This window comes from Kocuria palustris (assembly GCF_007666205.1).
Taxonomy (GTDB): Bacteria; Actinomycetota; Actinomycetes; order Actinomycetales; family Micrococcaceae; genus Kocuria; species Kocuria palustris_A.
Map to the genome: position 1 here is coordinate 298428 of NZ_VDOR01000003.1, position 24127 is coordinate 322554.

A 24127-nucleotide genomic window follows, 5' to 3' on the forward strand; every position below is an offset into this window, starting at 1 on the left:
CCGCGGCGGGCGCGCGTCATCGGCGCGGCGCCGCCGGCCCTGCCGGGTCAGCGCTGCTGATCCACCCCCGTGTCGCGCAGCTGCCCCGTCGGCGCATCGTCGCCCGGTGCGCTGAAGGCCACGAGGGCGCTGGCCTCGGCGACCCCGAGCGGACGGGTCTCCTCGGAGGACGGCGCGCTCGTGCGCGTGCGGTCCTGATCCGGGGCGCCGCGCGACGATGACGCGGCGCGCCGTCCACCGGCGGCCACCACCGCGGCGGCCGTCGAAGCGCCGGCGGTCCGCGCGCCCGTGAAGTCCGCCTCCCGGTCCTCGGAGCGCTCCTGCTCGGCCCGGGCCTGCTCGACGATCCCGATCTCCGGATCGGCGACGGTGCTTCCGCCGCTCGAGGCTCCTTCCGCCGCGGCCTGCTCGTCCTCCGGCGGCTGCGTCGGCTCCTGCGCGGGTGCGCCGCCGGCCTCGGCCGTCCCGGGCGCGGCGCCGGAGCCGCCGTCCCCGATCACGGACGGCACGATCTCCCGGAGGCGCGTCAGGGAGATCCGGCCGTGGCGCACGACGACCGGCGTCCCGCCCGTGCAGTCGACGATCGTGGAGGAGACCGGCGCGGGAGCGACACCCGAGGGCGCCGGGTCCATGCCCTCGGTGCGCGGGCCGTCCTCGAGGTACACGCGCACCGAGTCGCCGAGCATCTCGCGCGCCTGCTCCGCCGTGACGGCCGCGGGCATCCCGGTCCGGTTCGCCGAGGACACCGCGAGCGGGCCCGTCTCCTGCAGCAGGGCCTGCGCGACGGCGTCGTCCGGCACGCGCAGGGCGACCGTGCCCCGCGTCTCGCCGAGATCCCACTGCAGCGAGGGCTGCGCGTGGCAGATCAGGGTCAGGCCTCCCGGCCAGAACGCCTGGGCCAGGGCGCGGGCCTCCTCCGAGACCTCGTCGGCCAGCCCCTCCAGGACCCCGGCGTGGGCGATGAGCACGGGCGGCGGCATGGTGCGGTCGCGGCCCTTGGCCTCCAGGAGCCGCTCGACGCCCCGGGCGGAGAACGCATTGGCGGCGATGCCGTACACCGTGTCCGTGGGCATCACGACGACCTCGTGCCGGGCCAGCTCGCGACGGGCCGCATCCACCGCTGCCGCGCGCGAGCGCTCGCCCGTGATCGTGAAGAACTCGGCGGGCAACGGAGCGTCCTCGTCGGGCTGGGCCTCGTCCGCGGACTGCGCCTGCCCGGGAGCCGTCGGCCGGCGGTCCTCGCCCTGCTCCTGCGGGCCGGCGCGGCCCGCGTCGGTGCTCCGTGCGTCCTCGCGCTGCGGGTCGGTGCTGTTCTGGGGCTCGTCGCTGGGGGTCTCGTTCACGTCGCTCATTGTTGCACTCCGCCGCCCCGGCCCGGGATGCGCCGGTTCAGGGCCGCTCCGGCAGGACGCCGCTGGTGGCCCGGGGCCGGCCGGCGAGGTCGTGATGGCCCTGGACCGCCTCCAGCCCCGCGGCGCGGAACGCCCCGGCCATCGCGTCCTCCTGCGACTGCGCATGCTCGAGCACGCACCACCCCCCGGGACGCAGCAGGCCTGCCGCGGCATGCAGGATGCGCCGGGGCATCTGCATGCCGTCGTCCCCGCCGCCCCACAGGGCGACGGCCGGGTCGTGGTCGGCGACCTCCGGCTGGGTGATCGGCTCGGCCCCCGGGACGTACGGCGGATTCGACACGACGGCCGCGCAGCGCCCGCGCAGGTCCTCGGGCACCCGGGTGGCATCGCCGGCCCGCAGGGTCACCCGGCGGCCGTCGAGATTGCGATGCGCCCATTCCAGCGCGTCCGGGTCCAGCTCGATCGCATGGACCTCGGCGTGGGGGACCTCGTCGGCCACGGCCGCGGCGATCGCCCCGGAGCCCGTGCACAGGTCCACGACCACCGGGCGGGCCAGGCCCTCGGCCTGCTCGTCGCGCAGCCGGTCGATCAGCAGCTCGACGAGCAGCTCGGTCTCCGGGCGCGGGACGAAGACCCCCGGGCCGACCGCGATCTCCAGGCGGCGGAAGGGCGCGGTGCCCACGATGTGCTGCAGCGGCTCCCGGGCGGCCCGGCGCTCCACGAGCTCGCCGAAGCCCTCGGGCGCGGGTGCCCCGATGATGGCCCGCGCCGAGACCTCGCCGCGGTCCAGGCCGAGCAGGTGCCCGGCGAGCGCGATCGCGTCCGCCTCGGCCGCGGTGACGCCGGCGCGGGAGAGCTGCTCGGTGCCCCGCCGCAGCGCCTGGGCCAGGGTCTCGGCCATCAGGCGCCGCCCTGGGATCCGGCGCCCTGCCCGATCGCCTCGAGCCGGTGCCGCTCGTCGAGCTCGATCGCCGAGTCGATGACCGGGCCCAGCGCGCCGTCGAGCACCGCGTCCAGGTTGTACGCCTTGTACCCCGTGCGGTGATCCGCGATCCGGTTCTCGGGGAAGTTGTAGGTGCGGACCCGCTCGGAGCGGTCCATCGTGCGCACCTGGCTGCGGCGGGCCTGCGAGGCCTCGGCGTCGCGCTGCTCCTGCTGGTGGGCCAGGATGCGGGCGCGCAGCACGCGCATGGCCGCCTCCTTGTTCTGCAGCTGGGACTTCTCGTTCTGCATGGCGACGACGATGCCCGTGGGCAGGTGGGTGACGCGCACCGCGGAGTCGGTCGTGTTCACGGACTGGCCGCCGGGCCCGGACGAGCGGTACACGTCGATCTTCAGGTCGTTCTGCACGAGCTCGACCTCCTCCGGGGCGTCGGCCTCGGGGAAGGCCAGGACGCCGGCGGCTGAGGTGTGGATGCGGCCCTGGGACTCGGTCGCGGGCACCCGCTGGACGCGGTGGACGCCGCCCTCGTACTTCAACCGGGCCCACACCCCCTCGGCGGGGTCCTGGGACCGCCCCTTGACCGCGATCTGGACGTCCTTGTGCCCGCCCAGATCCGCAGGGGTGTCGGAGAGGACCTCCGTCTTCCAGCCCTGTGCCTCGGCGTAGCGCAGGTACATGCGCAGCAGGTCCCCGGCGAACAGCGCCGCCTCGGCGCCGCCCTCCCCCGCCTTGATCTCCAGGATCGCGTCGCGGGCGTCGTCGGGATCGCGCGGGATCAGCAGCCGGCGCAGGTGCTCGCGGGCGGGATCGATCCGCGCGCGCAGCTGCTCGGCCTCGGCCGCGAACTCCGGTGCCTCGGCGGCGAGCTCCTCGGCCGTGCCGAGATCCGCGCGCAGGCGCTCGAGCTCCCGGTGCGCCTCGGCCACCCGGTCGAGCTCGGCGTACCGGCGGTTGAGCCGCCGCGCGAGCAGCTGATCCGCGTGCACGGCGGGATCCGCCAGGCGCTGCTGGAGCTGCTCGTGCTCCTGCAGCAGGGCGTCGAGGGGCCCGGTGTCCTCGTGGGCGTCGTGATCGGTCACGGGAGGGATCTCCTGGTGGCGGTGCGGCCGCGGGCCCCGGCGGCCGCCCGGGCGGGGCGGCCGGACGCGGCTGTCCGGGCGATGCGGGTGCTGCGGGACGACTCAGCCCCGGCGACCGACTGCGCGGCAGGCGGTCGCCGGGGCTGGGCGCGGGCGGGTCAGCGGTCGTCGTCCGCCTTCACGTTCAGCGTGGTCTTCTGGACCTGCATGAGGAACTCCGCATTCGACTGCGTGTCGCGCAGCTTGTTGGTCAGCAGCTCGAGGGCCTGCTGCTGGTCGAGGCTCGAGAGCACGCGACGCAGCTTCCACATGATCCGCAGCTCGTCGGCGCCCATGAGGTTCTCCTCGCGGCGCGTGCCGGAGGAGTTGACGTCGACGGCCGGGAAGATGCGCTTGTCCGCCAGCTGGCGGGACAGCCGCAGCTCCATGTTGCCGGTGCCCTTGAACTCCTCGAAGATGACCTCGTCCATCTTGGACCCGGTCTCCACCAGGGCGGTGGCCAGGATGGTCAGCGAGCCGCCGTTCTCGATGTTGCGCGCCGCGCCGAAGAAACGCTTCGGCGGGTACAGCGCCGCCGAGTCCACGCCGCCGGAGAGGATGCGGCCCGAGGCCGGCGCCGAGAGGTTGTAGGCGCGGCCCAGGCGGGTCATCGAGTCCAGCAGCACGACGACGTCCATGCCCAGCTCCACGAGGCGCTTGGCGCGCTCGATCGCCAGCTCCGCGACCGTGGTGTGGTCGTCGGCCGGGCGGTCGAAGGTCGAGGCGATGACCTCGCCCTTGACCGTGCGCTGCATGTCCGTGACCTCCTCGGGGCGCTCGTCGACGAGCACCATCATGAGGTGGACCTCGGGGTTGTTCGCGGTGATCGCATTCGCGATCGACTGCAGCATCAGCGTCTTGCCGGCCTTGGGCGGGGAGACGATCAGGCCGCGCTGGCCCTTGCCGATGGGCGAGACCAGATCGACGACGCGCGGGCCGACCTTCTTGGGCTCGGTCTCCAGGCGCAGGCGCTCCTGCGGGTAGAGCGGCACGAGCTTGGAGAACTCGGTGCGATCGCCCTGCTCCTCCGGCTTCTTGCCGTTCACGCTGGTCAGCTGCACCAGCGCGTTGAACTTCTGCCGCTGCCCGCGGTGGTGCTCCTCGCCCTCGCGCGGGGCGCGGATGGCGCCGACGACGGCGTCGCCCTTGCGCAGGTTGTTCTTCTTGACCTGGGCCAGCGAGACGTAGACGTCGTTCGGGCCGGGCAGGTAGCCCGAGGTGCGCACGAACGCGTAGTTGTCGAGCACGTCCAGGATGCCGGCCACGGGCAGCAGGACGTCGTCCTCGGTCAGCTCGGTGTCATCGACCTCCGGGCCGTTCCCGCCGCGGCTGCGGCGGTTGTTCCGACGGTCGCCGCCGCGGTCGTTGCGGTTGCGGTTGCGACGGCTGCGGCGGGATCCGCCCTCGTCGCCGTCGTTCTGGTCGCCGCCGCCGGCGCGCTTGGACTGCTGCTTGCCGCCCTTGCCGCCGTCGTTCTGGCCCTTGCCGCCGCCCTGCTGGCCATCGCCGTTCTGGCCCTTGCCGCCCTGCTGGCCGTCGCCGCCGCTCTGGCCGCCCTGGCCCTTGCCGCGGCCCTTCTGGTTCCGGCCGCCCTTGCCGCCGTCGCCCTGCTGAGCGGCGTCGTTCTGGCCGTTCTGTCGGCGTCCGCCGTCCTCCGAGGACTCCGCCTCGGAGTCGCGTCCGCCGTCGCGACGGGAGCGGCCCTTCTGCTGCTCGTCGGCGTCGGAGGAGCTGCGGCCGCCGTCGCGGCGATCATCGCCCTGCTGGTCGCCGGACTGCTCCTCGGAGCCGCCCTGGCGCCCCCGGCCGCGGCGCTGGGAGCGCGACGGGCGCCCGCCCTCGGAGCGCTGCTGGTCGTCCTGCGCATCCTGCGCGGCGTCGCCCTGCTCGGCGTCCTTCGCGTCGTCCTTCGGACCGGAGTCCTTCTGCTCCGCGCCCTTCTGCTCGGCAGGGGCCCCGGCGGAGCCGGACGCGCGGCGGCCGCGGCCCGTGCGGGCCGAGACCTCGGGCAGGTCGGCGGACTCGGCGTCCTGCTCGGCGCCGCGCTGGGCCGAGGAGCCGGCGTCGTCGCCGGTCTGGGCCTTCGCCGCCGCCCGCTGCGCGGTCTGCTCGATCTTCTCGGCCACCTCGGCATCGCGCTCGGCGACGGCGCCGCCGCGCTGATGGGCCTGGATGGCGTCGACCAGCAGCGACTTGCGCATGCGACGGGCGCCGGTGATGCCGAGCTGGGCGGCCAGCGCCTGCAGCTGGGCGAGCTTGAGCCCGGACAGCCCCGTGCCCTGGGGCTGATCGGCGGACTGCTCCGCACCTGGGGTCAGGTCGGTGGAATCGGTCACGAAGGTTTCCTTCTCCCTCGGCGGGGAGGCCACGGCACTCAGACGCCGGACCTCGTGTGCAAGATGGTGGGCCGCGAGCTGCGGGCCTGATCGCGCGCATCAGATGGCCGCGATCGCTTCCGACGACGTCTCCCCTGGGCCCCTGCGACGCCCGATGGCATGCGCACAGGGCAGACCGGAGGCAGTCGCGTCGGAGCTCGACGAGCCGCCCTGCCGCTGAGGGCGGGGGCCTGCGTCGGATCGGGCGAGGAGATCGAGGACCGCCGACGGGCCTGGGGCTCGTCGGGTCGGGCTCGAACGCCCGGATGCACCCTAGATGCTGTGCGGGTGCATGCTCAGGGTAGCACCCTGCTCCGGCACCGTCAGACGCAGAACACGCCAGGTGATGTGCTCGCCGCTGCGGTCCTGCCCGGCGGCCGGCTCGGCGATGGCCGCCTCGACGGCGTCGGCCTCGGCGGCGGAGGCCGCCAGCACGAGGACCGTGGGTCCCGCGCCGGAGATGAGCGCGGCATGGCCGCGCTCGCGCAGGGCGGACACGAGCGCCGCGCTCGGCGGCATGGCCGGGGCGCGGAAGGGCTGATGGAGGCTGTCGGCGGTCGCGGCGTGCAGGTGCTCGGGGCGACGGGTCATCGCCTCCACGAGCAGAGCGGCGCGCCCGGCGTTGCGAGCGGCATCCCGGTGGGCGACGGTCTCGGGCAGCAGCGAGCGCGCCAGCGCCGTCGACACCTCGTAGTTGGGGATCGCCACGATCGGGACGATCTCGTCCAGGACGTCGACGGGCGCCGTGCGCCATGCCCCGGGCTCGCCCCAGGAGATGGTCAGGCCGCCGTGCAGCGCCGGGGCCACGTTGTCGGGATGGCCCTCCATGCTCGCGCTGACCTGGAAGACGCCGTCGTCGTCGAGCCGATGGCCCTCGGCCAGCAGGGCGTTGCCCGCCACGACGCCGGCGACGGCGCACGCGGCGGAGGAGCCCATGCCCCGGCCGTGCGGGACGCGGTTGCGGGCTGCGATGCGCATGCCCGGCTGATCCGCGAGCCCCGCCGCCGTCCACGCCGCGCGCACCGAGCGGACGAGCAGGTGGTCCTCGGTGCGCGGCACGGACTCGGAGCCCTCGCCCTGCAGCTCGAACTCCAGGCCCGAGGCGAGGACGGTGAGCTCGACGGTGTCGCGGTGCTCGAGGGCCAGGCCCAGGCTGTCGAAGCCCGGCCCGACGTTGCCGGTCGAGGCCGGGACGCTGACCGAGACCGACCGCCCCGGGACCAGGACGTCGCGCCAGTCGAGGTTCTGCGCCACCGGGCTCACTCCAGGCCCAGGGCCGCAGCCACGGAGACGACGTCGAAGTCGACGCGCACGGGCTCCGTGGCGTGCGGATCCTCCGCCTCGGCGCCCTTGACCGCCCACTGCGGGTCCTTGAGGCCGTGGCCGGTCACGGTGATCACGATCCGGGCCCCGGAGGGCACCTGCCCCTGCTCGTGCTTGTTGATCAGCCCCGCCACGCCGGCGGCCGAGCCCGGCTCGACGAACACGCCGTCCCTCGAGGACAGGAAGCGCTGAGCGGCGATGATCTCCGTGTCGGTGACGGACTCGATCAGCCCGCCGGACTCGTCGCGCGCGGCGACGGCCGTGTCCCACGAGGCCGGATTGCCGATGCGGATCGCGGTGGCCACGGTGTCGGGGTCGTCGATCGGGTGCCCGGCGACCAGGGGCGCGGCCCCCTCGGCCTGGAAGCCCCACATGGCCGGGGTCCTCGTGGCGACGGGCTGCAGGACCGTGCCGTCCTCGGCCGTGAACGGCGCGGCGTACTCCTGGTAGCCCTTCCAGTAGGCCGTGATGTTGCCGGCGTTGCCCACCGGCAGGATGTGCAGGTCCGGGGCGTCGCCCAGGGCGTCGACGACCTCGAACGCGCCCGTCTTCTGCCCCTGGATGCGGTACGGGTTCACCGAGTTGACCAGGAACACGGGGTAGGACTCGGAGAGCTTGCGGGCGACCTCGAGGCAGTTGTCGAAGTTGCCGGTGATCTGGATGATGTCGGCGCCGTGGGCCACGGCCTGGGCCATCTTGCCCATCGAGATCCTGCCCTCGGGGACCAGGACGGCGCAGCGCAGCCCCGCCTGCTTCGCATAGGCCGCGGCGGAGGCCGAGGTGTTGCCCGTCGAGGCGCACACGACGGCCTCGGCGCCCTCCTCCTTGGCCTTCGTGATGGCCATGGTCATGCCCCGGTCCTTGAAGGAGCCCGTCGGGTTCATGCCCTCGAACTTCACCCGCACGTCGCATCCGGTCAGCTCGGACAGCGCCCGGGCGCGGATCAGCGGCGTGCCGCCCTCGCCCATGGTGACCACGGGCGTCGCGTCGGTGACCGGGAGGCGGTCGCGGTACTCGTTGATGACGCCCTGCCACTGGTGTGCCATTGCTGATGCTCCTCGATTCGCTGCGGGTTCCTCTGGGCTGTCGCGGGCGGACCGCTTCCGGGGCCGCCCGGTCCTGCGGGACGGTCCGGTCCGGCTCAGTCCGCGGTCTCGACGCGGATGAGACCGGAGAGATCGTAGACGGCATCGAGCTCCCGGACCGCCTCGACGGTGCGGACCAGATCCGCATTGCGGGCCCGATGGGTCACGATCCGGATCTGGGCCAGCTCCTCGCCGGGGCGGTCGGGGTCGTTCGGCACGTCGTCCTGGCGCATGGTCGACACGGAGACCCCGTGCTCGGCGAAGACCCCGGCCACGGCCGCCAGGACGCCGGTCTGGTCCGGACACAGCAGCGTGAGGGAGAAGCTGGTCAGGACGTCGTCGACGCCGGTGGCCGGCAGGTCGGCGTGCACGGCCGGGCCGATGCCGGGGCCGCCCGCGACCACGCGGCGCAGGGCGGAGACCAGGTCGCCGAGCACGGCCGAGGCGGTCGGACCGCCGCCGGCGCCGGGGCCGTAGAACATGAGCTCCTCGGCGCCCTCCGCCTCCACGAACACCGCGTTGTACCCGCCGCGGACGCTGGCCAGCGGATGGCTGCGGGGGATCATGGTGGGCACCACGCGCAGGTTGACCCCGGAGGAGACCTTCTCGGCCACCCCGAGCAGCTTGATCACGAAGCCTGCCGAGCGCGCGGCCTCGACGTCGGCGGCGGTGATGCCGCGGATGCCCCGGCAGTACACGTCGTCGAACGTGTACGACGAGTGGAAGGCCAGCCCGCCCAGGATGGCGACCTTGGAGGCGGCGTCGTGGCCCTCGACGTCGGCGGTCGGATCGGCCTCGGCGAAGCCCAGGCGCTGCGCCTCGGCCAGGGCGTCGTCGAACGTGGCGCCCGTGGTGTCCATCTGGTCGAGGATGTAGTTGGTCGTGCCGTTCATGATGCCGAGCACGCGATTGATCCGGTCCCCGGACAGCGACTCCAGGACCGGGCGCACGATCGGGATCGCCCCGGCGACGGCGGCCTCGTAGCTCAGGGTGGTCCGCCCCGCGTCGGCGGCCGCGTGCAGCTCGGCGCCGTGGCGGGCCAGCAGCGCCTTGTTGCCGCTGACGACGGGCTTGCCCGCCTCCAGGGCGCGCAGGATGCGGGTGCGCGCCGGCTCGATCCCGCCCGTGAGCTCCACGACCGCGTCGGCCGCCTCGATCAGGGCGTCGGCATCGGTGGTCAGCAGCTCCTGCGGCAGGTCGACGGTGCGGGGGGCCGAGGTGTCGCGCACGGCGATCCCGATCAGCTCCGGGCGGGCGCCGATGCGCCGGCCGAGCTCCTCGGACTGCTCCAGCAGGATGCGAGCCACCTCGGCGCCGACGTTGCCGGCGCCGAGCAGGGCGATGCGCACGACGTCGGATCGCACGTCGGGGGCGGCGGAAGGGGTGACTGACACGGATGTGCTCCAGACGAATGGGGTCGGGGCGGGCGGTGGGACGGGGGGCGACGGCCGCGGCGCGCCGTCCCAGGGCGGCGCGCCGCTGCGCGTCAGCGGGCCTCGAGGCGCAGCGGCCGGGAGCCCTCGGGATCCTGGGAGACGTCGCGGGCGAAGAGGTCGTCCTCGGTCTCGCGGCGCACGATGATGCGGGCCTCGGGGCGGCCGTCCGCGGTGCGCACCGCGACCACGGCAGGGCGAGGGAGCCAGTTGTAGTTGCTCGACAGGGCCCAGCAGTAGGCCCCGGTCGCGGGCACGGCCAGCAGGTCCCCCGCGCGCACGCCCTCGGGCAGGTACGCGCTGTGGACCAGGATGTCGCCGGACTCGCAGTGCTTGCCGACCACGCGCGACAGCGCCGCGGCCTCGCCGCGGTGCTCGTGCGCCCGATCCGCCACGACGACCGAGTAGTCCGCGCCGTAGAGCACGGGGCGGGCGTTGTCGGACATGCCGCCGTCGACCGAGATGTAGCGACGGCGCAGCCCGTCCCCGACCGGCACCGACTTGCAGGTCCCGACCGTGTAGAGGCTGATCCCTGCCGGCCCGGCGATCGAGCGCCCCGGCTCGAAGGACACGTGCGGGACGTCCAGGCCCAGGCGGGCGCAGGAGGACTGCACCGCGCCGGCGATGTCCTCGGCGATCGCCGCGGCGGAGCGGGGCGTGTCCGCCGCCGTGTAGGCGATGCCGTGGCCGCCGCCGAGGTCCAGCTGCGGCAGGCGCACGCCGAAGCGCGTCGAGATCTCCGCCATCAGGCCGAGGACGCGATCGGCGGCCTGGGCGAAGCCGTCGGCGTCGAAGATCTGGGAGCCGATGTGGCAGTGGAGGCCGGTCAGCTCGATGTCCGGGTGGGCCACGCAGGCGCTCACGGCATGCAGCGCCGGGGACTCGCCGCCGTCGGCGGCCATGGACAGGCCGAACTTCTGGTCCTCGTGCGCGGTCGCGATGAACTCGTGGGTCTCGGCGTGGATCCCCGGGGTCACCCGGATCATCACGGGGGCCCTGACCCCCAGCGTGCGGGCCAGGCGGCCGACGAGCTCGATCTCCTGGAGGGAGTCCACGACGATGCGGCCCACGCCGGCGTCGAGCGCCATGGTGATCTCCGCGGCGGACTTGTTGTTGCCGTGCAGCGCCATGCGCTCGGGGGGCATGCCGCCGCGCAGACCGGCGGCCATCTCGCCGCCGGAGGAGGTGTCCAGGCGCAGACCCTCCTCCTGCACCCAGCGGGCGATCTCGGGGGTCAGCATGGCCTTGCCCGCGTAGTACACCGACACCTCGGCGCCGATCCGGGCGAAGGCCTCCTCGAAGGAGCGGCGGAACTGCGCGGCGCGCTCGCGGAAGGCGTCCTCCGAGACGACGTACAGGGCCGTGCCGTAGGTCTCGGCCAGGGCCGTGACGGGCATCCCCGAGACGGTCAGGGTGCCGTCCTCGTCCCGGCCGAACTGCTCGGGCCAGATGACGGGGTCGAGCTGGGCCCAGTCCTGCGGGATCTCGAGCCATTGCGGGGCCAGCGGGCTGGGGCCGGTGTGGATGTCCTCCTGCCGGGCGGGCTCGAGCAGCGGGACCGGCTGCAGGCGGAAGCCCGTGGTCACGACGTCCTCGACCTGATCGGGATCCTCGGTGCTGTCGTGCGTCATGCTCACATCCTCTCCGGGGCGCTGACGCCCAGCAGGTCCAGGCCGTTGGCCAGGACCTGGCGCGTGGCGTCGTTGAGCCACAGGCGGGTGCGATGGGTGTCGGTGATCTGCTCGTCGCCCTGGGGGGTGACGCGGCAGGCCGAGTACCAGCGGTGGTAGGACCCGGCCAGGGCCTCGAGGTGGCGGGCCACGCGGTGGGGCTCGCGCAGCTGGGCGGCCTCGGCCACGACCCGCGGGTACTGGCCCAGCCCGGCCAGCAGCTCGGTCTCGGTCTCGTGCGAGAGCAGGGAGGCGTCGAAGGACGCTGCGTCGTCCTCGGCGGTCCGGGACACGCCCACGGCCTCGGCGTTGCGCCCGACCGCGCACGTGCGGGCGTGGGCGTACTGGACGTAGAACACGGGGTTCTCGTTCGAGCGCCTGGTCAGCAGGTCCAGGTCGATGTCGATGTTCGAGTCGATCGAGTACCGGGTCAGCGAGTACCGCGCGGCGTCCACGCCGACGGCCTCGACGAGGTCCTCCATGGTGACGACCGTCCCGGCGCGCTTGGACATGCGCACGGCCGCCCCGTCCCGCACGAGATTGACCATCTGCCCGATCATGACCTCGACCCGGTCCGGGGAGTCGCCCAGGCTCGCGGCGACGGCCTTGAGGCGGGCGACGTAGCCGTGGTGATCGGCCCCGAGCAGATAGAGGCACAGGTCGGCGCCGCGCTCGCGCTTGCTGCGGTAGTAGGCGATGTCGCCGGCGATGTAGGCGGCGTCGCCGTCCGACTTGACGACCACGCGGTCCTTGTCGTCGCCGTGATCGCTCGAGCGGATCCACCAGGCGCCGTCGGCGAAGTACAGCGCGTCGCTGCCCTTGAGCTGCTCGAGCAGCTGCTCGACGGAGCCGTCCTGGAACAGGGAGTCCTCGTGGAACCAGACGTCGAAGTCGACGCCGAACTCGTGCAGCGACTCCTTGATGTCCCCGAACATGAACTCGACGCCGGCGGCGCGGAACGCCTCCTGCGGATCCGCCGAGTCCAGCGCCCCGGGGTCCGCGGCCAGGACGCGCTGGGCGATGTCCGAGATGTACTCGCCGCCGTAGCCGTCCTCCGGGGCGGGCTCGCCCTTCGCGCGGGCCAGCAGGGAGCGGGCGAACCGGTCGATCTGGGCGCCGTGGTCGTTGAAGTAGTACTCCCGGGTGACCTCGGCGGCCTGGGCCTCGAAGACGCGGGCCAGGGCATCGCCGACCGCAGCCCAGCGGGTGCCGCCCAGGTGGATCGGGCCCGTGGGGTTCGCGGAGACGAACTCCAGGTTGATGCTCTGCCCCTTCATGGCCTCGCCGCGGCCGTAGTCCCGGCCGGCCTCCACGACGGTGCGCGCGAGCTCGCCGGCGGCGGCGGCGTCCAGGACGATGTTGAGGAACCCGGGCCCGGCGATCTCGACCGAGGCGATCCCGTCGATCTGCTCGAGGCGGGGCCTCAGGATGCCGGCGACCTCCCGCGGCGGCAGGCCGAGCTTCTTGGTCAGCTGCATGGCGACGTTCGTGGCCCAGTCCCCGTGCTCTCGGCTCTTGGGCCGCTCGACCTTCACCTCAGGAAGCTGCGCGTCCTCGGCGAGGGTGAGCTCCCCCGAGGAGACGGCCTGCTCGAGACCGGCGGACAGGGCGGCGGAGAGTTCTTCGGGAGTCACCGGGTCAGTGTACCTGCGGCCCCGGCGGCGGCCGATCCGCCCGGGCAGCCGGGCCGCGTGCGCCGCACGGCGCGCGTGGTGATAGAGTCGACGGGTCGATCGCGGCCCTGCGCCTGCGTCGTCGGCCCCCGCCCGAGTAGCTCAGGGGATAGAGCGCCTGCCTCCGGAGCAGGAAGTCGTAGGTTCGAATCCTATCTCGGGCACCTCCCTCCAAGGCCCCCGGGCCCGTCGCCAGACGGCCCCGGGGGCCTTCTGCATGGGCGCTGTCGGCCCTCGCCGCCGGGCGCGGGCATCTCCCGCCGCCCCATCTCGGCAACAATTGCGCATCTTCTTGCGATTTCATCCGCCAGCGGAGTTTTCGGCCTATTTTGAGGCAGTCGACCCGGCTCGGCGCCGCGCGGCGCCTGAGCCGGACCCCGTGCCGCCTCCGCTCCGGAGACGGCCTGGCCCCTGGAGCATCACCCCCATGCGCAGCACCGGCAGCACCCCCTCGTCGTCCTCGTCCGCCTCGACGACCGCGTCCTGGCGACGGCCCTCGAGCCCCGCGCCCCGCAGGACCGCGCGGAAGATCGCGGCGGGGTCCCTGGCCCTGGCCTGCCTGCTCCCGGCAGCGGTGGCGCCCGGATTCGCCGACGGCCCGTACACGTCGATCGCCTCGCTGCCGGCGGACTGCAACGTCCCCGCGAACAGCCCGGACCCCAAGCAGTACTCGACGTTCGCCAGCGGTGCGTTCACGAACGGCGACACCACGTGCACCTTCGCGTCAGCGGTCGTGGACAAGTCGCAGCCGAACTGGACCTCGAACGGCTTCACCTACGGCGTCACCCCGAACGACTCCGAGAACATGCTCCAGGTCCAGCACTTCGGCGGCGGAGCGAACACCACGTATCGGATCCCGGTGGCCGTCTACCGCGAGGTCCGCGACGCCACCCTGACCGTGACCCTGCCCGCAGGCTCGGACAGCCCCTCGACCTCGTCGGCTCCGCGCCTGTTCATCGCCAACGAGGCGGCCGTCGTGGCAGCCCATTACGGGACCCAGCTCACCTCGACCTCGACACCGGCGGTCCCCACGCCCCGGCGGGCGCAGAACGCCGACGGCACCGTGACCTACACCTACGACTTCCCGGTCATCCCGGCGGAGTCGCGCATGATGCTCACCTTCCAGGGGCACGGGTACGTGAACGGCACGCAGGCCTACGCCTCCGCCCTGCTCTACGGCACGCGCGTCAACCCCAAGATCGACTACTCCCCCGGGCTCGGGACCGACGAGGACCCGTACGTCTATCGCCTGCGCGACCTGGTCCCCGGCGAGACCGTGTCGGTGCGGGTCCCGATCCCCGCCGATCAGGCCGTCTCCGGCACGGATTCGAGCTACACCACGAACGTCAGGGTGGGCGCGGACGGCACGGCCGAGATCCCCCTGCGCTGGACCGCGGCCCGGCCCGGCGTCGTCCTGCAGCCCGAGGTCAGCTTCCTCAAGCTGACGACCGACGCCTCCGGCCAGCTGACCACCTCGTCCTTCCTCGACCGGGAGCTGTCGGGGCTGCGGATCGAGACCCCGTCCTGGGAGCACACCCGATCCGGCGCCGGCACCGAGGCCAGCCCGTGGGTCAACACGTACCGGGGCCTGGTCCCCGGCGACCGGATCGAGGCCACCGTCACCGTGCCGGCCTCGCAGTCCGAGGACGGCCAGGAGCACACGTACACGACCACCGCCGTGGCCGACGGGAACGGCGTGGCCACGGTGCCGCTGACCTGGAGCGGGGCGACCGGGGGCTCGACCCTGCCCGTGCGGGTGAGCGTGGCCCACGACGCGGCCGGCGCGGACGTCGACGGCGACGGCACGCCCGAGACGCCGGGACGCACGGACCCCACCCGGGTGAGCGCCTTCGACGGCGAGGTCACCACTGCGTCCTCGAGGACGACGTCCACCGGGTCCGGGCTGGGCACTGCACAGAGCCCGTGGGAGATCAGCTACACCGGCCTGATCCCCGGCGCCGAGTACGCCGTGACGCCCGTGCTGCCCGACGGCACGCGGCTGGACCCCCTGACCTTCACGGCCGGCGACGACGGCACCGCCGACGTCGACGTGACGTGGCCCGAGGGATCGGTCGCACCCGGGACGCAGCTGCGCGCCGAGCTGACCCAGGACGGCGTCCAGGTGCCCGGAGTGGAGCAGAGCCTCACGACCCCGATCACCCGGATCGTCACGCCCGGCACCGGGACCGCGCGCGATCCGTTCGTCCAGCAGATCTCGAACCTCGAGCCCGGCGCGGAGGTGACCGTGACCGTGACCGTCCCCGCCGATCGCTCCGACGACGGCGCAGAGCACACCTATCCGGTCACCGCGACCGTGGGCGAGGACGGCACCGTGACCGTCCCCCTGACCTGGGACCACGCCTCCAACGGCGCGGAGCTGCCCATCACCGTCACCGTGAACGGCCAGGACGCCCCGTCCCTGTCCACCACGACCACCGCCCCGTCGTCGCGGACGACGTCGACCGGGGAGGACCAGGGCAGCGAGGCCAACCCCTGGACGATCGACTACTCCCGGCTGGACCCGAACACCGAGTACACCGTGACCGTCACCGGTCCCGACGGCGAGCTCACCCGGGTCACCTTCACGACCGACGGCTCCGGCAACGGCACGGCGCGCATCACCTGGCCGGAGGGAGCCGTTCCGGGAAGCACCCAGCTCACGGCGGTCGTGGCCGGGCCCGACGGCGCGCCGCTGATCGGCATCGACCAGCAGCTCACGACGGACCCGCCGGCGCCCGATGCGACCTCGACCACCACGGCCACCGGCGACGGGCAGGGCACCCCCGAGAGTCCCTGGAGCATCGACTACACGGGGCTGGCGCCGAACACCGAGTACACCGTGGCCGTCCGCGGCCCCGACGGCCAGCTCGGCTCCCGGACGTTCACCACGGACGGGGCCGGCGACGGCAGCGTGGACCTGACGTGGCCCTCCGGGGTCCCCCACGGCACCCAGCTCACGGCCGCGATCACCGGCCCCGACGGCGCCGCCCTGCCCGCGCTCGACGAGACGCAGACGACCCCCTCCGCCCGGACCACCTCCCAAGGAAGGGACCAGGGCCGCGCGTCGAACCCGTGGACCATCGACTACACGGGCCTGGCCCCGGACACGGAGTACACCGTGGCCGTCGAGGGGCCCGACGGCGAGGCCACCCGGGTGAGCTTCACGACCGACGCCGCCGGCAGCGGCACCGCGCGGCTGAGCTGGCCGCGCGGCGCCGTCGCCCCCGGCTCCGATGTCCGCGCCGTGATCAGCCGCGACGCCACGGCCCTCGAGACGCTCACGCAGGACCTGCATCTGCCGGCCGACCCCGCCGCCGTCACCACCTCGACCGGCGACGGGCAGGGCACGGCCCAGAGCCCCTGGACCATCGACTACACCGGACTCGATCCCGACACGCAGTACACGGTGGAGGTCCGCGGCCCGGACGGCGCCCTGAGCACCACGTCCTTCACGACGGACGGCACCGGCAGCAGCAGCGTGAGCCTCGAGTGGCCCGGGGACGTGCCGGGCGGCACCGAGCTCAGCGCCGTCCTCGTCGGCCCCGACGGCCAGGACGTCCCGGAGCTGGATCAGACGCAGACCACCCCGACCGCGCGGACCTCGTCGCAGGGCGCCGGGCAGGGCAGCGAGGCCAATCCGTGGACGATCGAGTACACCGACCTGATGCCGAACACGGAGTACACCGTGGCCGTCCGCGGCCCGGGCGGCCAGGTGACCGAGACGACCTTCACGACCGATGCCGCGGGCAGCGGCACCGCTCGGCTCAGCTGGCCTGCCGGCGCCGTCCCGCCCGGAACCGGGCTGTCGGCCGAGGTCAGCCGCGACGGCACGCCCCTGGGGAGCCTGTACCAGGCCCTCATCACCGACGCCGTCGCAGCGGCCGATCCGCACTCGCGCACGATCTCGATCGGCGACGACCAGGGCAGCGCATCGAACCCCTGGACCATCGAGTACACGGGGTTGATCCCCGACACCGAGTACACCGTGACCGTGACGGGCCCCGACGGACAGCTCACCCAGGTCACCGTCACCACCGACCACACCGGCAGCGCCATCGTGGACCTGACCTGGCCCGACGACGCCGTGCCGGGCGGGTCCACCCTCACCGCGACGATCGCCGGCCCCGACGGGCAGAACGTCCCGGGCGTCGACCAGACCATCGTCACGGCTGCCGATGTGCCCGTCGAGCCGACCCCGGAGCCCACCCCGACACCCACCCCCACGGACGACCCGACCCCGGACCCCACTCCCACGGACGACCCCACACCGGAGCCCACGCCCACGGATGAGCCCACCGCGGAGCCGACCCCGACGGACGAGCCGACTCCGGAGCCCACTCCCACGGACGACCCCACCGCGGAGCCGACGCCGACGGACGAGCCGACTCCGGAGCCCACGCCCACGGATGAGCCCACCGCGGAGCCGACCCCGACCGAGGAGCCCACGCCGACGCCGACGGACGAGCCGACTCCGGAGCCCACTCCCACGGACGATCCCACACCGGAGCCGACACCGACTCCGACCGACGAGCCCACACCGGAGCCCACGCCCACGGATGAGCCCACCGCGGAGCCGACGCCGACCGAAGAGCCCACGCCGACGCCGACGGACGAGCCGACTCCGGAGCCCACTCCCACGGACGAGCCCACACCGGAGCCCACGCCCACGGGTGAACCCACCGCGGAGCCGACGCCCACGGATGAGCCCACCCCAGAGCCGACACCCACGGACGAGCCCACGGCAGAGCCGACTCCGGTGCCCACCCCCACGGATGAGCCCACCGCGGAGCCGACCCCGACCGAGGAGCCCACCGCGACGCCCACCGACGAGCCGACCGGGGGCCCCACGGAGGAGCCCACTCCGGAGCCGACCGAGGAGCCCACGGACGAGCCGAGCGCCGAGCCCACCAGCGACCCCACGGAGGAACCCACCGGGGAGCCGACGGACGGGCCCACGGATCAGCCGACGACGGATCCGACCGAGCAGCCGACGGACGCTCCGCCGGTCGCCCTGCCCGCCGGCCCGGGGACGGATCCCCGTCAGCCCGCCCCTGACCCCGCCGGCGCACCCGACCGCGACCAGGACCCGGGAGACGGGACGTCCGACCGCCCGACGGAGGAGCAGCCTCCTGCGACCGGTCCCTCGGCCGCGCGCGATCCGGAGACCGAAGCCCCCGTCAGCGGCGCGGGGGGCGGCTCGGGCGACGGCGGCGGATCCGGCGACGATGCGGCAGGACCGGCCGAGCCGGCGGATCCTGAGCAGCAGGGTGCGTCCGGCGGCACCGCGGCCGCGGAGGGCGAGCAGTCCCCCGCCGAGCAGTGGTGGGGCGAGCAGCTGCCGCACACAGGGTTCTCGAACGGGACCCTGGTGATCGCCGGCGGCGCCCTCCTGCTGGCCGGTGCGGGCCTGGTGGGCGCGGCGAAGCTGCGTCGGCGGGACTCCTGAGCCGAGGGGCGCGCTTCGCGGAGCGCGCCCCTGGCAGCGGACCTCGTCCTGCGTCCCCGCACGGCGAACCGGCAGCCCAGGACCGCACAGCGGTCAGGAACGGCTCAGCTCCAGCGATCCCGCTCCTGCAGCCGCGCCGAGCGGTGGCCGCGGTTGAACTCGGCCGGGTCGAAGTCGAGCATGGCCTCGTCGCCCCACTGCTCGTCGAGCTCCCGATCCTCGTCGGTCCGCGGCTCGCGACTGCTGCGCGCCAGCTGGAACGCCGCGATGCTCAGGACTCCGCCGACCACGAGCGCGATCGGCCCGGAGATGATCGCGAACCAGCCGCGGGGGGACAGCGGGACCGGTGCCTCATCGGCGGTGGCCCGCGCCCAGTGGATGATGCCCTCGGGCACGGCCCAGGTGGCCAGGAACAGGCCCATGATGCCGATGACGGCCAGGAGGCTCGCGAGGCGGCGCCGGCGGGCTCGCTGCTGCGGCGTGCTGGACATGGAGGCGGCCCCTGATGATGGCGATCGACGACGGGTGCGCGCGGGCCTCGCCGCGTGCGATGCCAGCCTAATGCCGCCACACTCGTGTCATGACCCGAGAGCACCGGCACCCTGAGCAGCACATCCACCGCAAGTCGTCGGACGGCTCGAGCCCCGGGGTCTTCGCCCTCGAGGCCGCCGGGCTGCTGTGGCTCGACGAGGGCCCGGTCCGCTGCGCCGGCGTCCACGACGTGGGCGCGGATTTCCTGGAGCTGACCCGCGTCGACACCGCGCGCCCCGCGCCCGAGGCCGCTCGGGAGTTCGGCCGGGCACTTGCCCGGACCCACGACCTCGGCGCCGACGGCTTCGGCGCCGCGCCCCCGGTCCCGGCCGCGAGCTCCGGCTGGACCCGGCCGGCGCCCTCCGACGGCTGGCGCAGCGGCTGGTTCGGCCCGCTCGAGCAGCCTCTCGAGGTGACTCTGGAGCCGACCGAGTCGTGGGGGGCCTTCTACGGCGGCCAGCGCGTGCGGCCCATGCTCGAGATGCTGCGCGATCGCGGCGTCGCCGCAGCGGAGCTGGAGGCCGTCCAGGGCGCAGTGGAGGCGCTCGAGGCCGGGCAGTTCGACGACGGCGACAGCCCGGCGCGCATCCACGGGGACCTGTGGGCGGGCAACCTCCTGTGGAGCAGCGAAGGCGCGGTGCTCATCGACCCGGCCGCCCACGGAGACCACCGCGAGCAGGACCTCGCCTTCCTCTCGGTCTTCGGCGCACCGCATCTGGAGGAGATCATCGCCGGCTACGAGGAGGCCCACCCGCTGCGCGACGGCTGGCGGGAGCGCACGGGCCTGCACCAGCTCTTCGTGCTGATCGCCCACGCCGTGCTCTTCGACCCGCCCCGCGGCGGGACCTATCTGGGCGCCGCGGACCGCGCCGCGCGCTCCGCGCTCGAGCTGCTCTGACCGGGGCGGGGCGCTGTCGGTCGGCGGCGACCCCGGCGGTGCAGCACGGGGCAGCGGCGGCGTCTCCGGCGCCGTCGTCGCCTCCCCGTAGAATGGTCCGGATATGACCACCACCGCGCGCGAGGGCACCGGCCCCCGGATCGTCTACCCCGAGCAGCTCCCGGTCTCGGGCCGACGCGATGACATCCAGGCCGCGATCCGCGACCACCAGGTCGTCGTCATCGCGGGCGAGACCGGCTCCGGCAAGACCACGCAGATCCCCAAGATGTGCCTCGAGCTCGGCCTGGCCGAGGACGGCATGATCGGGCACACCCAGCCCCGCCGCATCGCCGCGCGCTCGGTCGCCGAGCGCATCGCCGAGGAGATGGGCGAGAAGATCGGCCAGACGGTCGGCTACCAGGTCCGCTTCACCTCTGAGGTGGGCCGGGACTCGCGGATCAAGCTCATGACCGACGGCATCCTGCTGGCCGAGATCCAGCACGACCGATTGCTGTCCCGGTACTCCGCGATCATCGTGGACGAGGCCCACGAGCGCTCGCTGAACATCGACTTCCTGCTCGGCTACCTCAAGACGATCCTGCCGCGGCGTCCGGATCTGAAGCTGATCATCACCTCGGCCACGATCGACCCCGAGCGCTTCGCCGCCCATTTCCACGAGCCGCTGCCCGCGGGCGCGCCCCAGGACGCGGACCCGGAGCCGGCGCCGATCATCGAGGTCTCCGGTCGCACCTATCCGGTCGAGATCCGCTACCGCCCCCTGCAGTCCGAGCAGGAGGTCGACGAGGACACCGACGACGGCCTCGAGGACGAGGACCGCGACCCCTTGGACGCCGTGTGCGATGCCGTCGACGAGCTGTCCCGCGAGGACCGCGGCGACATCCTGATCTTCTTCTCCGGCGAGCGCGAGATCCGCGATGCGCAGGATGCCCTCGAGTCCCTGGTCGCGGACCGGCCGCGGCTGCGCGGGACGGAGGTCCTGCCGCTGTTCGGGCGGCTGTCGATGGCCGAGCAGCACCGGGTCTTCTCCCGCGGCTCGTCGCGGCGGATCGTGCTGGCCACGAACGTCGCCGAGACATCCCTGACCGTGCCCGGCATCAAGTACGTGATCGACACCGGGACAGCGCGCATCTCCCGCTACTCCACGCGCACCAAGGTGCAGCGGCTGCCGATCGAGCGGATCTCGCAGGCGTCGGCGAATCAGCGCGCCGGGCGCTGCGGTCGCGTCTCCGACGGCATCTGCATCCGCCTGTACTCCGAGGACGACTACTCGTCCCGCCCGGAGTTCACCGACCCGGAGATCCTGCGCACCAACCTGGCCTCGGTCATCCTGCAGATGACATCGGCCGGGGTGGTCCACTCCCCCGAGGACATCGGCCGCTTCCCGTTCGTGGAGCCCCCCGAGTCGCGGGCCGTCAAGGACGGGGTGGCGCTGCTGCGCGAGCTCGGGGCGCTGCGCTCCGCCGAGCCCCGCGCGGGCCGACGCGCAGACCGGGAACAGGACCGGAGCCGGGACGAGCACCGGGACGATGAGCGCCCGGGCAGGGGCTCGCGCGGGCGCGGCGGTTCGCGCGGGCGTCGCGGGCGGGGGAAGGACCGCGACCGCTCCCCGCTGACCCGCACCGGGCGCACGCTGGCCGCGCTGCCCGTCGATCCCCGGCTGGGCCGGATGATCGTGGAGGGGCAGCGCCGCGGCTGCGCCCGCGAGGTCATGATCCTGGCCGCCGCGCTGACCATCCAGGATCCCCGCGAGCGCCCGCTCGAGAAGCGGGCACAGGCCGATGAGCTGCATGCCCGCTTCAAGGACCCCACCTCCGACTTCCTGGGCTACCTGCTGCTGTGGCAGCACCTCCAGGAGCAGCAGGAGCAGCTGTCGAGCTCGCAGTTCCGCAAGACGGTCCAGCGCGAGTTCCTGAACTTCCTGCGCATCCGCGAATGGCAGGACCTCTACGCGCAGCTGCGCCAGATGGGCCGCTCGGTCGGGATCGAGGTCGGGCGCGATCGCGACATCGATCCCGCCGCCAAGGCCGACGACGTGCACAAGTCCATGCTGGCCGGCCTGCTCAGCCACATCGGCCTGCGCGACGAGCGCACGCGCGACTACCAGGGCGCCCGCGGCACGCGCTTCGCGATCTTCCCGGGCTCGGCGCTGTTCAGGAAGAAGCCCGACTTCGTCGTCTCCGCCGAGCTCGTGGAGACCTCCCGGCTGTGGGCCCGCGTCAACGCCGCGGTGGAGCCGCAGTGGATCGAGGAGGTCGCCGGCGACCTGGTCAAGCGGACGTACGCCGAGCCGCACTGGTCCCGCAGCCAGGGCGCGGTCATGGCCAAGGAGCGCGCGACCCTCTACGGCGTCCCGCTGGCCGCCGACCGCCCGGTGGGCTATTGGAGGATCGACCCGGTCGCCTCCCGCGAGATCTTCCTCCAGAAGGCCCTCGTGGAGGGCGACTGGCAGACCCGCCACCGCTTCGTGCAGCGCAACCGGAAGCGGCTCGCCGAGGTCGAGCAGCTCGAGTCCCGGCTGCGCCGCAAGGACCTGCGCGTCGACGACCAGGCCCTCTACGAGTTCTTCGACGCCCGCGTCCCCGCCGAGGTGGTGTCCCAGACCCACTTCGACACGTGGTGGAAGAAGGCCTCCCGGGAGGACGAGCATCTGCTCGACTTCGATCCCGAGCAGCTCATCGACGAGGAGGCGGGATCCTGGGACGACGCCGCCTTCCCGCGGCAGTGGACCGCGCGCACCGACGGCGGCGAGCTGAGCCTGGATCTCGACTACACGTTCGCCCCCGGCTCGGGCGCCCCGGACCCCGGCGGCAGGGGCGCGTCGCGCGGGCGCAAGGCCGACGGCGTGACGGCGCGCGTCCCGGTGCTGTTCCTGCATCAGCTGCGCCCCGGCCCCTTCCGCTGGCTGATCCCCGGCCTGCGCACCGAGCTCGTGACCGCGCTGATCCGCTCGCTGCCCAAGCAGGTGCGCAAGCGCGTGGTCCCGGCGCCCGACGTGGCCCGCCGCGCCGTGGAATGGCTCGACGCGGAGGCCGATCCCGAGGAGGACGACCTCGAGCAGTCGCTCGAGCGGGCGCTGCGTCAGCTCAAGGGCGTCGTGATCCCCCCGGGCTCATGGGACTGGTCCGCGGTGCCCGAGCACCTCAGGATGCACTTCCAGGTGCGCGACGCCCGCAATCGCATCCTGGGCGAGGGGGAGGACCTCGAGCACCTGCAGGTCGCCCTGCGGGATCAGGTGCGCGCCGCGCTGGCGGAGTCGCTGGGCACCTCGGCCGGGGCCCTGCCCGTCCCCGGCCCGGGCGCCGTCCCGAAGCCGCCGGCCGGGGGCTCCGAGAACGGGAGGAAGAGCCGAAGCCGGAGGAAGCGGCCCGAGCCGTCGGGCCCGGCCCTGGAGCGCGACGGCCTGACCGAGTGGCCGGCCGCGGACCTGCCGCGGAAGGCCGACACGGTCGTCTCCGGCCAGCGCATCACCGGCTGGCCGGCGCTCGTGGCCTCCCCGGGGGCGGACGCGGCCGAGCCGACCGCCGATGTCCGGGTGTTCTCCTCCCAGGAGGACCAGCGCGCGGCTCAGCGCTCCGGCACGATCTCGCTGCTGCAGCGCCGCCTGCCGAACACGCAGCGCTTCGTCTCGGACCATCTGGACAACCGGGAGAAGATCGTCTTCACCCAGAACCCGCACGGCTCCGTCGAGGCGCTCATCCAGGACTGCACCCGCGCGGCGGTGGACAAGCTCGTGCCGGCCGAGCCGCCGTGGACCAGGGCCGAGTTCGACCGGCTCTTCGACGAGGTGCGCGCCGAGCAGATCGAGACGGTCTTCTCCGTCACGGCGCTCGTGGCGGAGGTCCTCACGCTGGCGAACGCGGTGCGCAAGCGGATCAAGCGGCCGTCGTCCATGGCGGCGGTCAGCGCCTTCGCCGACATCCGCGAGCAGCTCGACCGGCTCGTGGAGCCGGGCTTCGTGACCAGCACGGGATGGGCTCATCTGCAGCATCTGCCGCGCTATCTGAAGGCCATGGAGCTGCGCATCGACAAGCTCGTGGGCACCGCGAACATCCAGCGCGACGCCGTGCACATGACCGAGGTCCAGGCCATCGAGGACGACCTCGACAAGGCTGCGGCCGCCGTTCCGAAGGGCCTTCCGATCCCCGAGTCGCTCGCGCAGATCGAGTGGGAGCTCGAGGAGCTGAGGGTCTCGCTCTTCGCTCAGGAGCTCGGCACCTCCCACACGGTCTCGGCCAAGCGGGTGCGCCGCGCGCTCAAGGAAGCGGCGGCGCGCTGATCGC

At 73.7% G+C, this 24127-nt stretch carries 13 protein-coding genes and 1 tRNA gene; 4 read left to right on the plus strand and 10 right to left on the minus strand.

What is annotated here, in order from left to right; all coding sequences use genetic code 11:
* Positions 1-47: 47 nt before the first annotated feature.
* From FSY66_RS05585 to argS, 9 genes are all read right to left on the minus strand, one after another.
* The gene (locus FSY66_RS05585; protein ID WP_260853489.1) at positions 48-1343 is read right to left on the minus strand and encodes an L-threonylcarbamoyladenylate synthase; all 1296 of its coding nucleotides are present in this window, start codon (positions 1341-1343) and stop codon (positions 48-50) included.
* A gap of 46 nt (positions 1344-1389) precedes the next feature.
* Positions 1390-2253: a peptide chain release factor N(5)-glutamine methyltransferase gene (prmC, locus tag FSY66_RS05590; protein WP_144792028.1), complete on the minus strand. Its 864-nt coding sequence runs from the start codon at positions 2251-2253 to the stop codon at positions 1390-1392.
* On the minus strand, positions 2253-3374 hold the full coding sequence (prfA, locus tag FSY66_RS05595; protein ID WP_186304431.1) for a peptide chain release factor 1: 1122 nt from the start codon (positions 3372-3374) through the stop codon (positions 2253-2255). The genes prmC and prfA overlap by 1 nt, the downstream gene beginning before the upstream one ends.
* A 158-nt stretch (positions 3375-3532) precedes the next feature.
* Positions 3533-5749 (minus strand): transcription termination factor Rho, encoded by a 2217-nt coding sequence (gene rho / locus FSY66_RS05600; protein ID WP_144792031.1) that lies wholly within the window; start codon positions 5747-5749, stop codon positions 3533-3535.
* A 312-nt stretch (positions 5750-6061) separates the two neighbouring features.
* Positions 6062-7042 carry a homoserine kinase gene (gene thrB, locus FSY66_RS05605; protein ID WP_144792033.1) on the minus strand — a complete coding sequence of 327 codons (981 nt, stop codon included), beginning with the start codon at positions 7040-7042 and terminating at the stop codon, positions 6062-6064.
* Positions 7043-7047: 5 nt separating this feature from the next.
* Positions 7048-8157 carry a threonine synthase gene (gene thrC / locus FSY66_RS05610; RefSeq protein WP_144792035.1) on the minus strand — a complete coding sequence of 370 codons (1110 nt, stop codon included), beginning with the start codon at positions 8155-8157 and terminating at the stop codon, positions 7048-7050.
* A gap of 95 nt (positions 8158-8252) precedes the next feature.
* Complete coding sequence (locus FSY66_RS05615) at positions 8253-9590, minus strand: homoserine dehydrogenase (RefSeq protein ID WP_186304433.1); 1338 nt, start codon at positions 9588-9590, stop codon at positions 8253-8255.
* A gap of 92 nt (positions 9591-9682) precedes the next feature.
* Positions 9683-11260, minus strand: a complete 1578-nt coding sequence (gene lysA, locus FSY66_RS05620; protein WP_144792037.1) for a diaminopimelate decarboxylase — start codon at positions 11258-11260, stop codon at positions 9683-9685.
* Positions 11261-11262: 2 nt separating this feature from the next.
* A complete protein-coding gene (gene argS / locus FSY66_RS05625) occupies positions 11263-12933 on the minus strand; it encodes an arginine--tRNA ligase (protein WP_144792040.1) in 1671 nt (556 codons plus the stop codon).
* A 130-nt stretch (positions 12934-13063) separates the two neighbouring features.
* On the opposite strand from argS, the gene FSY66_RS05630 reads away from it, so the two are divergent.
* A tRNA-Arg gene (locus tag FSY66_RS05630) sits at positions 13064-13136 on the plus strand.
* A gap of 263 nt (positions 13137-13399) precedes the next feature.
* The gene (locus FSY66_RS05635) at positions 13400-18418 is read left to right on the plus strand and encodes an LPXTG cell wall anchor domain-containing protein (protein ID WP_144792042.1); all 5019 of its coding nucleotides are present in this window, start codon (positions 13400-13402) and stop codon (positions 18416-18418) included.
* 104 nt (positions 18419-18522) lie between these two features.
* Here FSY66_RS05635 and FSY66_RS05640 read toward each other — a convergent pair whose 3' ends face one another.
* On the minus strand, positions 18523-18909 hold the full coding sequence (locus FSY66_RS05640) for a hypothetical protein (RefSeq protein WP_144792044.1): 387 nt from the start codon (positions 18907-18909) through the stop codon (positions 18523-18525).
* 89 nt (positions 18910-18998) lie between these two features.
* Here FSY66_RS05640 and FSY66_RS05645 point away from each other — a divergent pair, with 89 nt between their 5' ends.
* The gene (locus FSY66_RS05645; protein WP_144792046.1) at positions 18999-19847 is read left to right on the plus strand and encodes a fructosamine kinase family protein; all 849 of its coding nucleotides are present in this window, start codon (positions 18999-19001) and stop codon (positions 19845-19847) included.
* A gap of 103 nt (positions 19848-19950) precedes the next feature.
* Positions 19951-24123 carry an ATP-dependent RNA helicase HrpA gene (gene hrpA / locus FSY66_RS05650; RefSeq protein WP_144792049.1) on the plus strand — a complete coding sequence of 1391 codons (4173 nt, stop codon included), beginning with the start codon at positions 19951-19953 and terminating at the stop codon, positions 24121-24123.
* The last annotated feature ends 4 nt before the right edge of the window (positions 24124-24127 follow it).

Excerpts from the sequence above, each read along its gene's own strand:
- prmC (WP_144792028.1), bottom strand. The coding sequence starts at position 2,253 with ATGGCCGAGACCCTGGCCCAGGCGCTGCGGCGGGGCACCGAGCAGCTC.
- FSY66_RS05640 (WP_144792044.1), bottom strand. The coding sequence starts at position 18,909 with ATGTCCAGCACGCCGCAGCAGCGAGCCCGCCGGCGCCGCCTCGCGAGC.
- FSY66_RS05645 (WP_144792046.1), top strand. The coding sequence starts at position 18,999 with ATGACCCGAGAGCACCGGCACCCTGAGCAGCACATCCACCGCAAGTCG.
- FSY66_RS05635 (WP_144792042.1), top strand. The coding sequence starts at position 13,400 with ATGCGCAGCACCGGCAGCACCCCCTCGTCGTCCTCGTCCGCCTCGACG.
- lysA (WP_144792037.1), bottom strand. The coding sequence starts at position 11,260 with ATGACGCACGACAGCACCGAGGATCCCGATCAGGTCGAGGACGTCGTG.
- thrC (WP_144792035.1), bottom strand. The coding sequence starts at position 8,157 with ATGGCACACCAGTGGCAGGGCGTCATCAACGAGTACCGCGACCGCCTC.
- hrpA (WP_144792049.1), top strand. The coding sequence starts at position 19,951 with ATGACCACCACCGCGCGCGAGGGCACCGGCCCCCGGATCGTCTACCCC.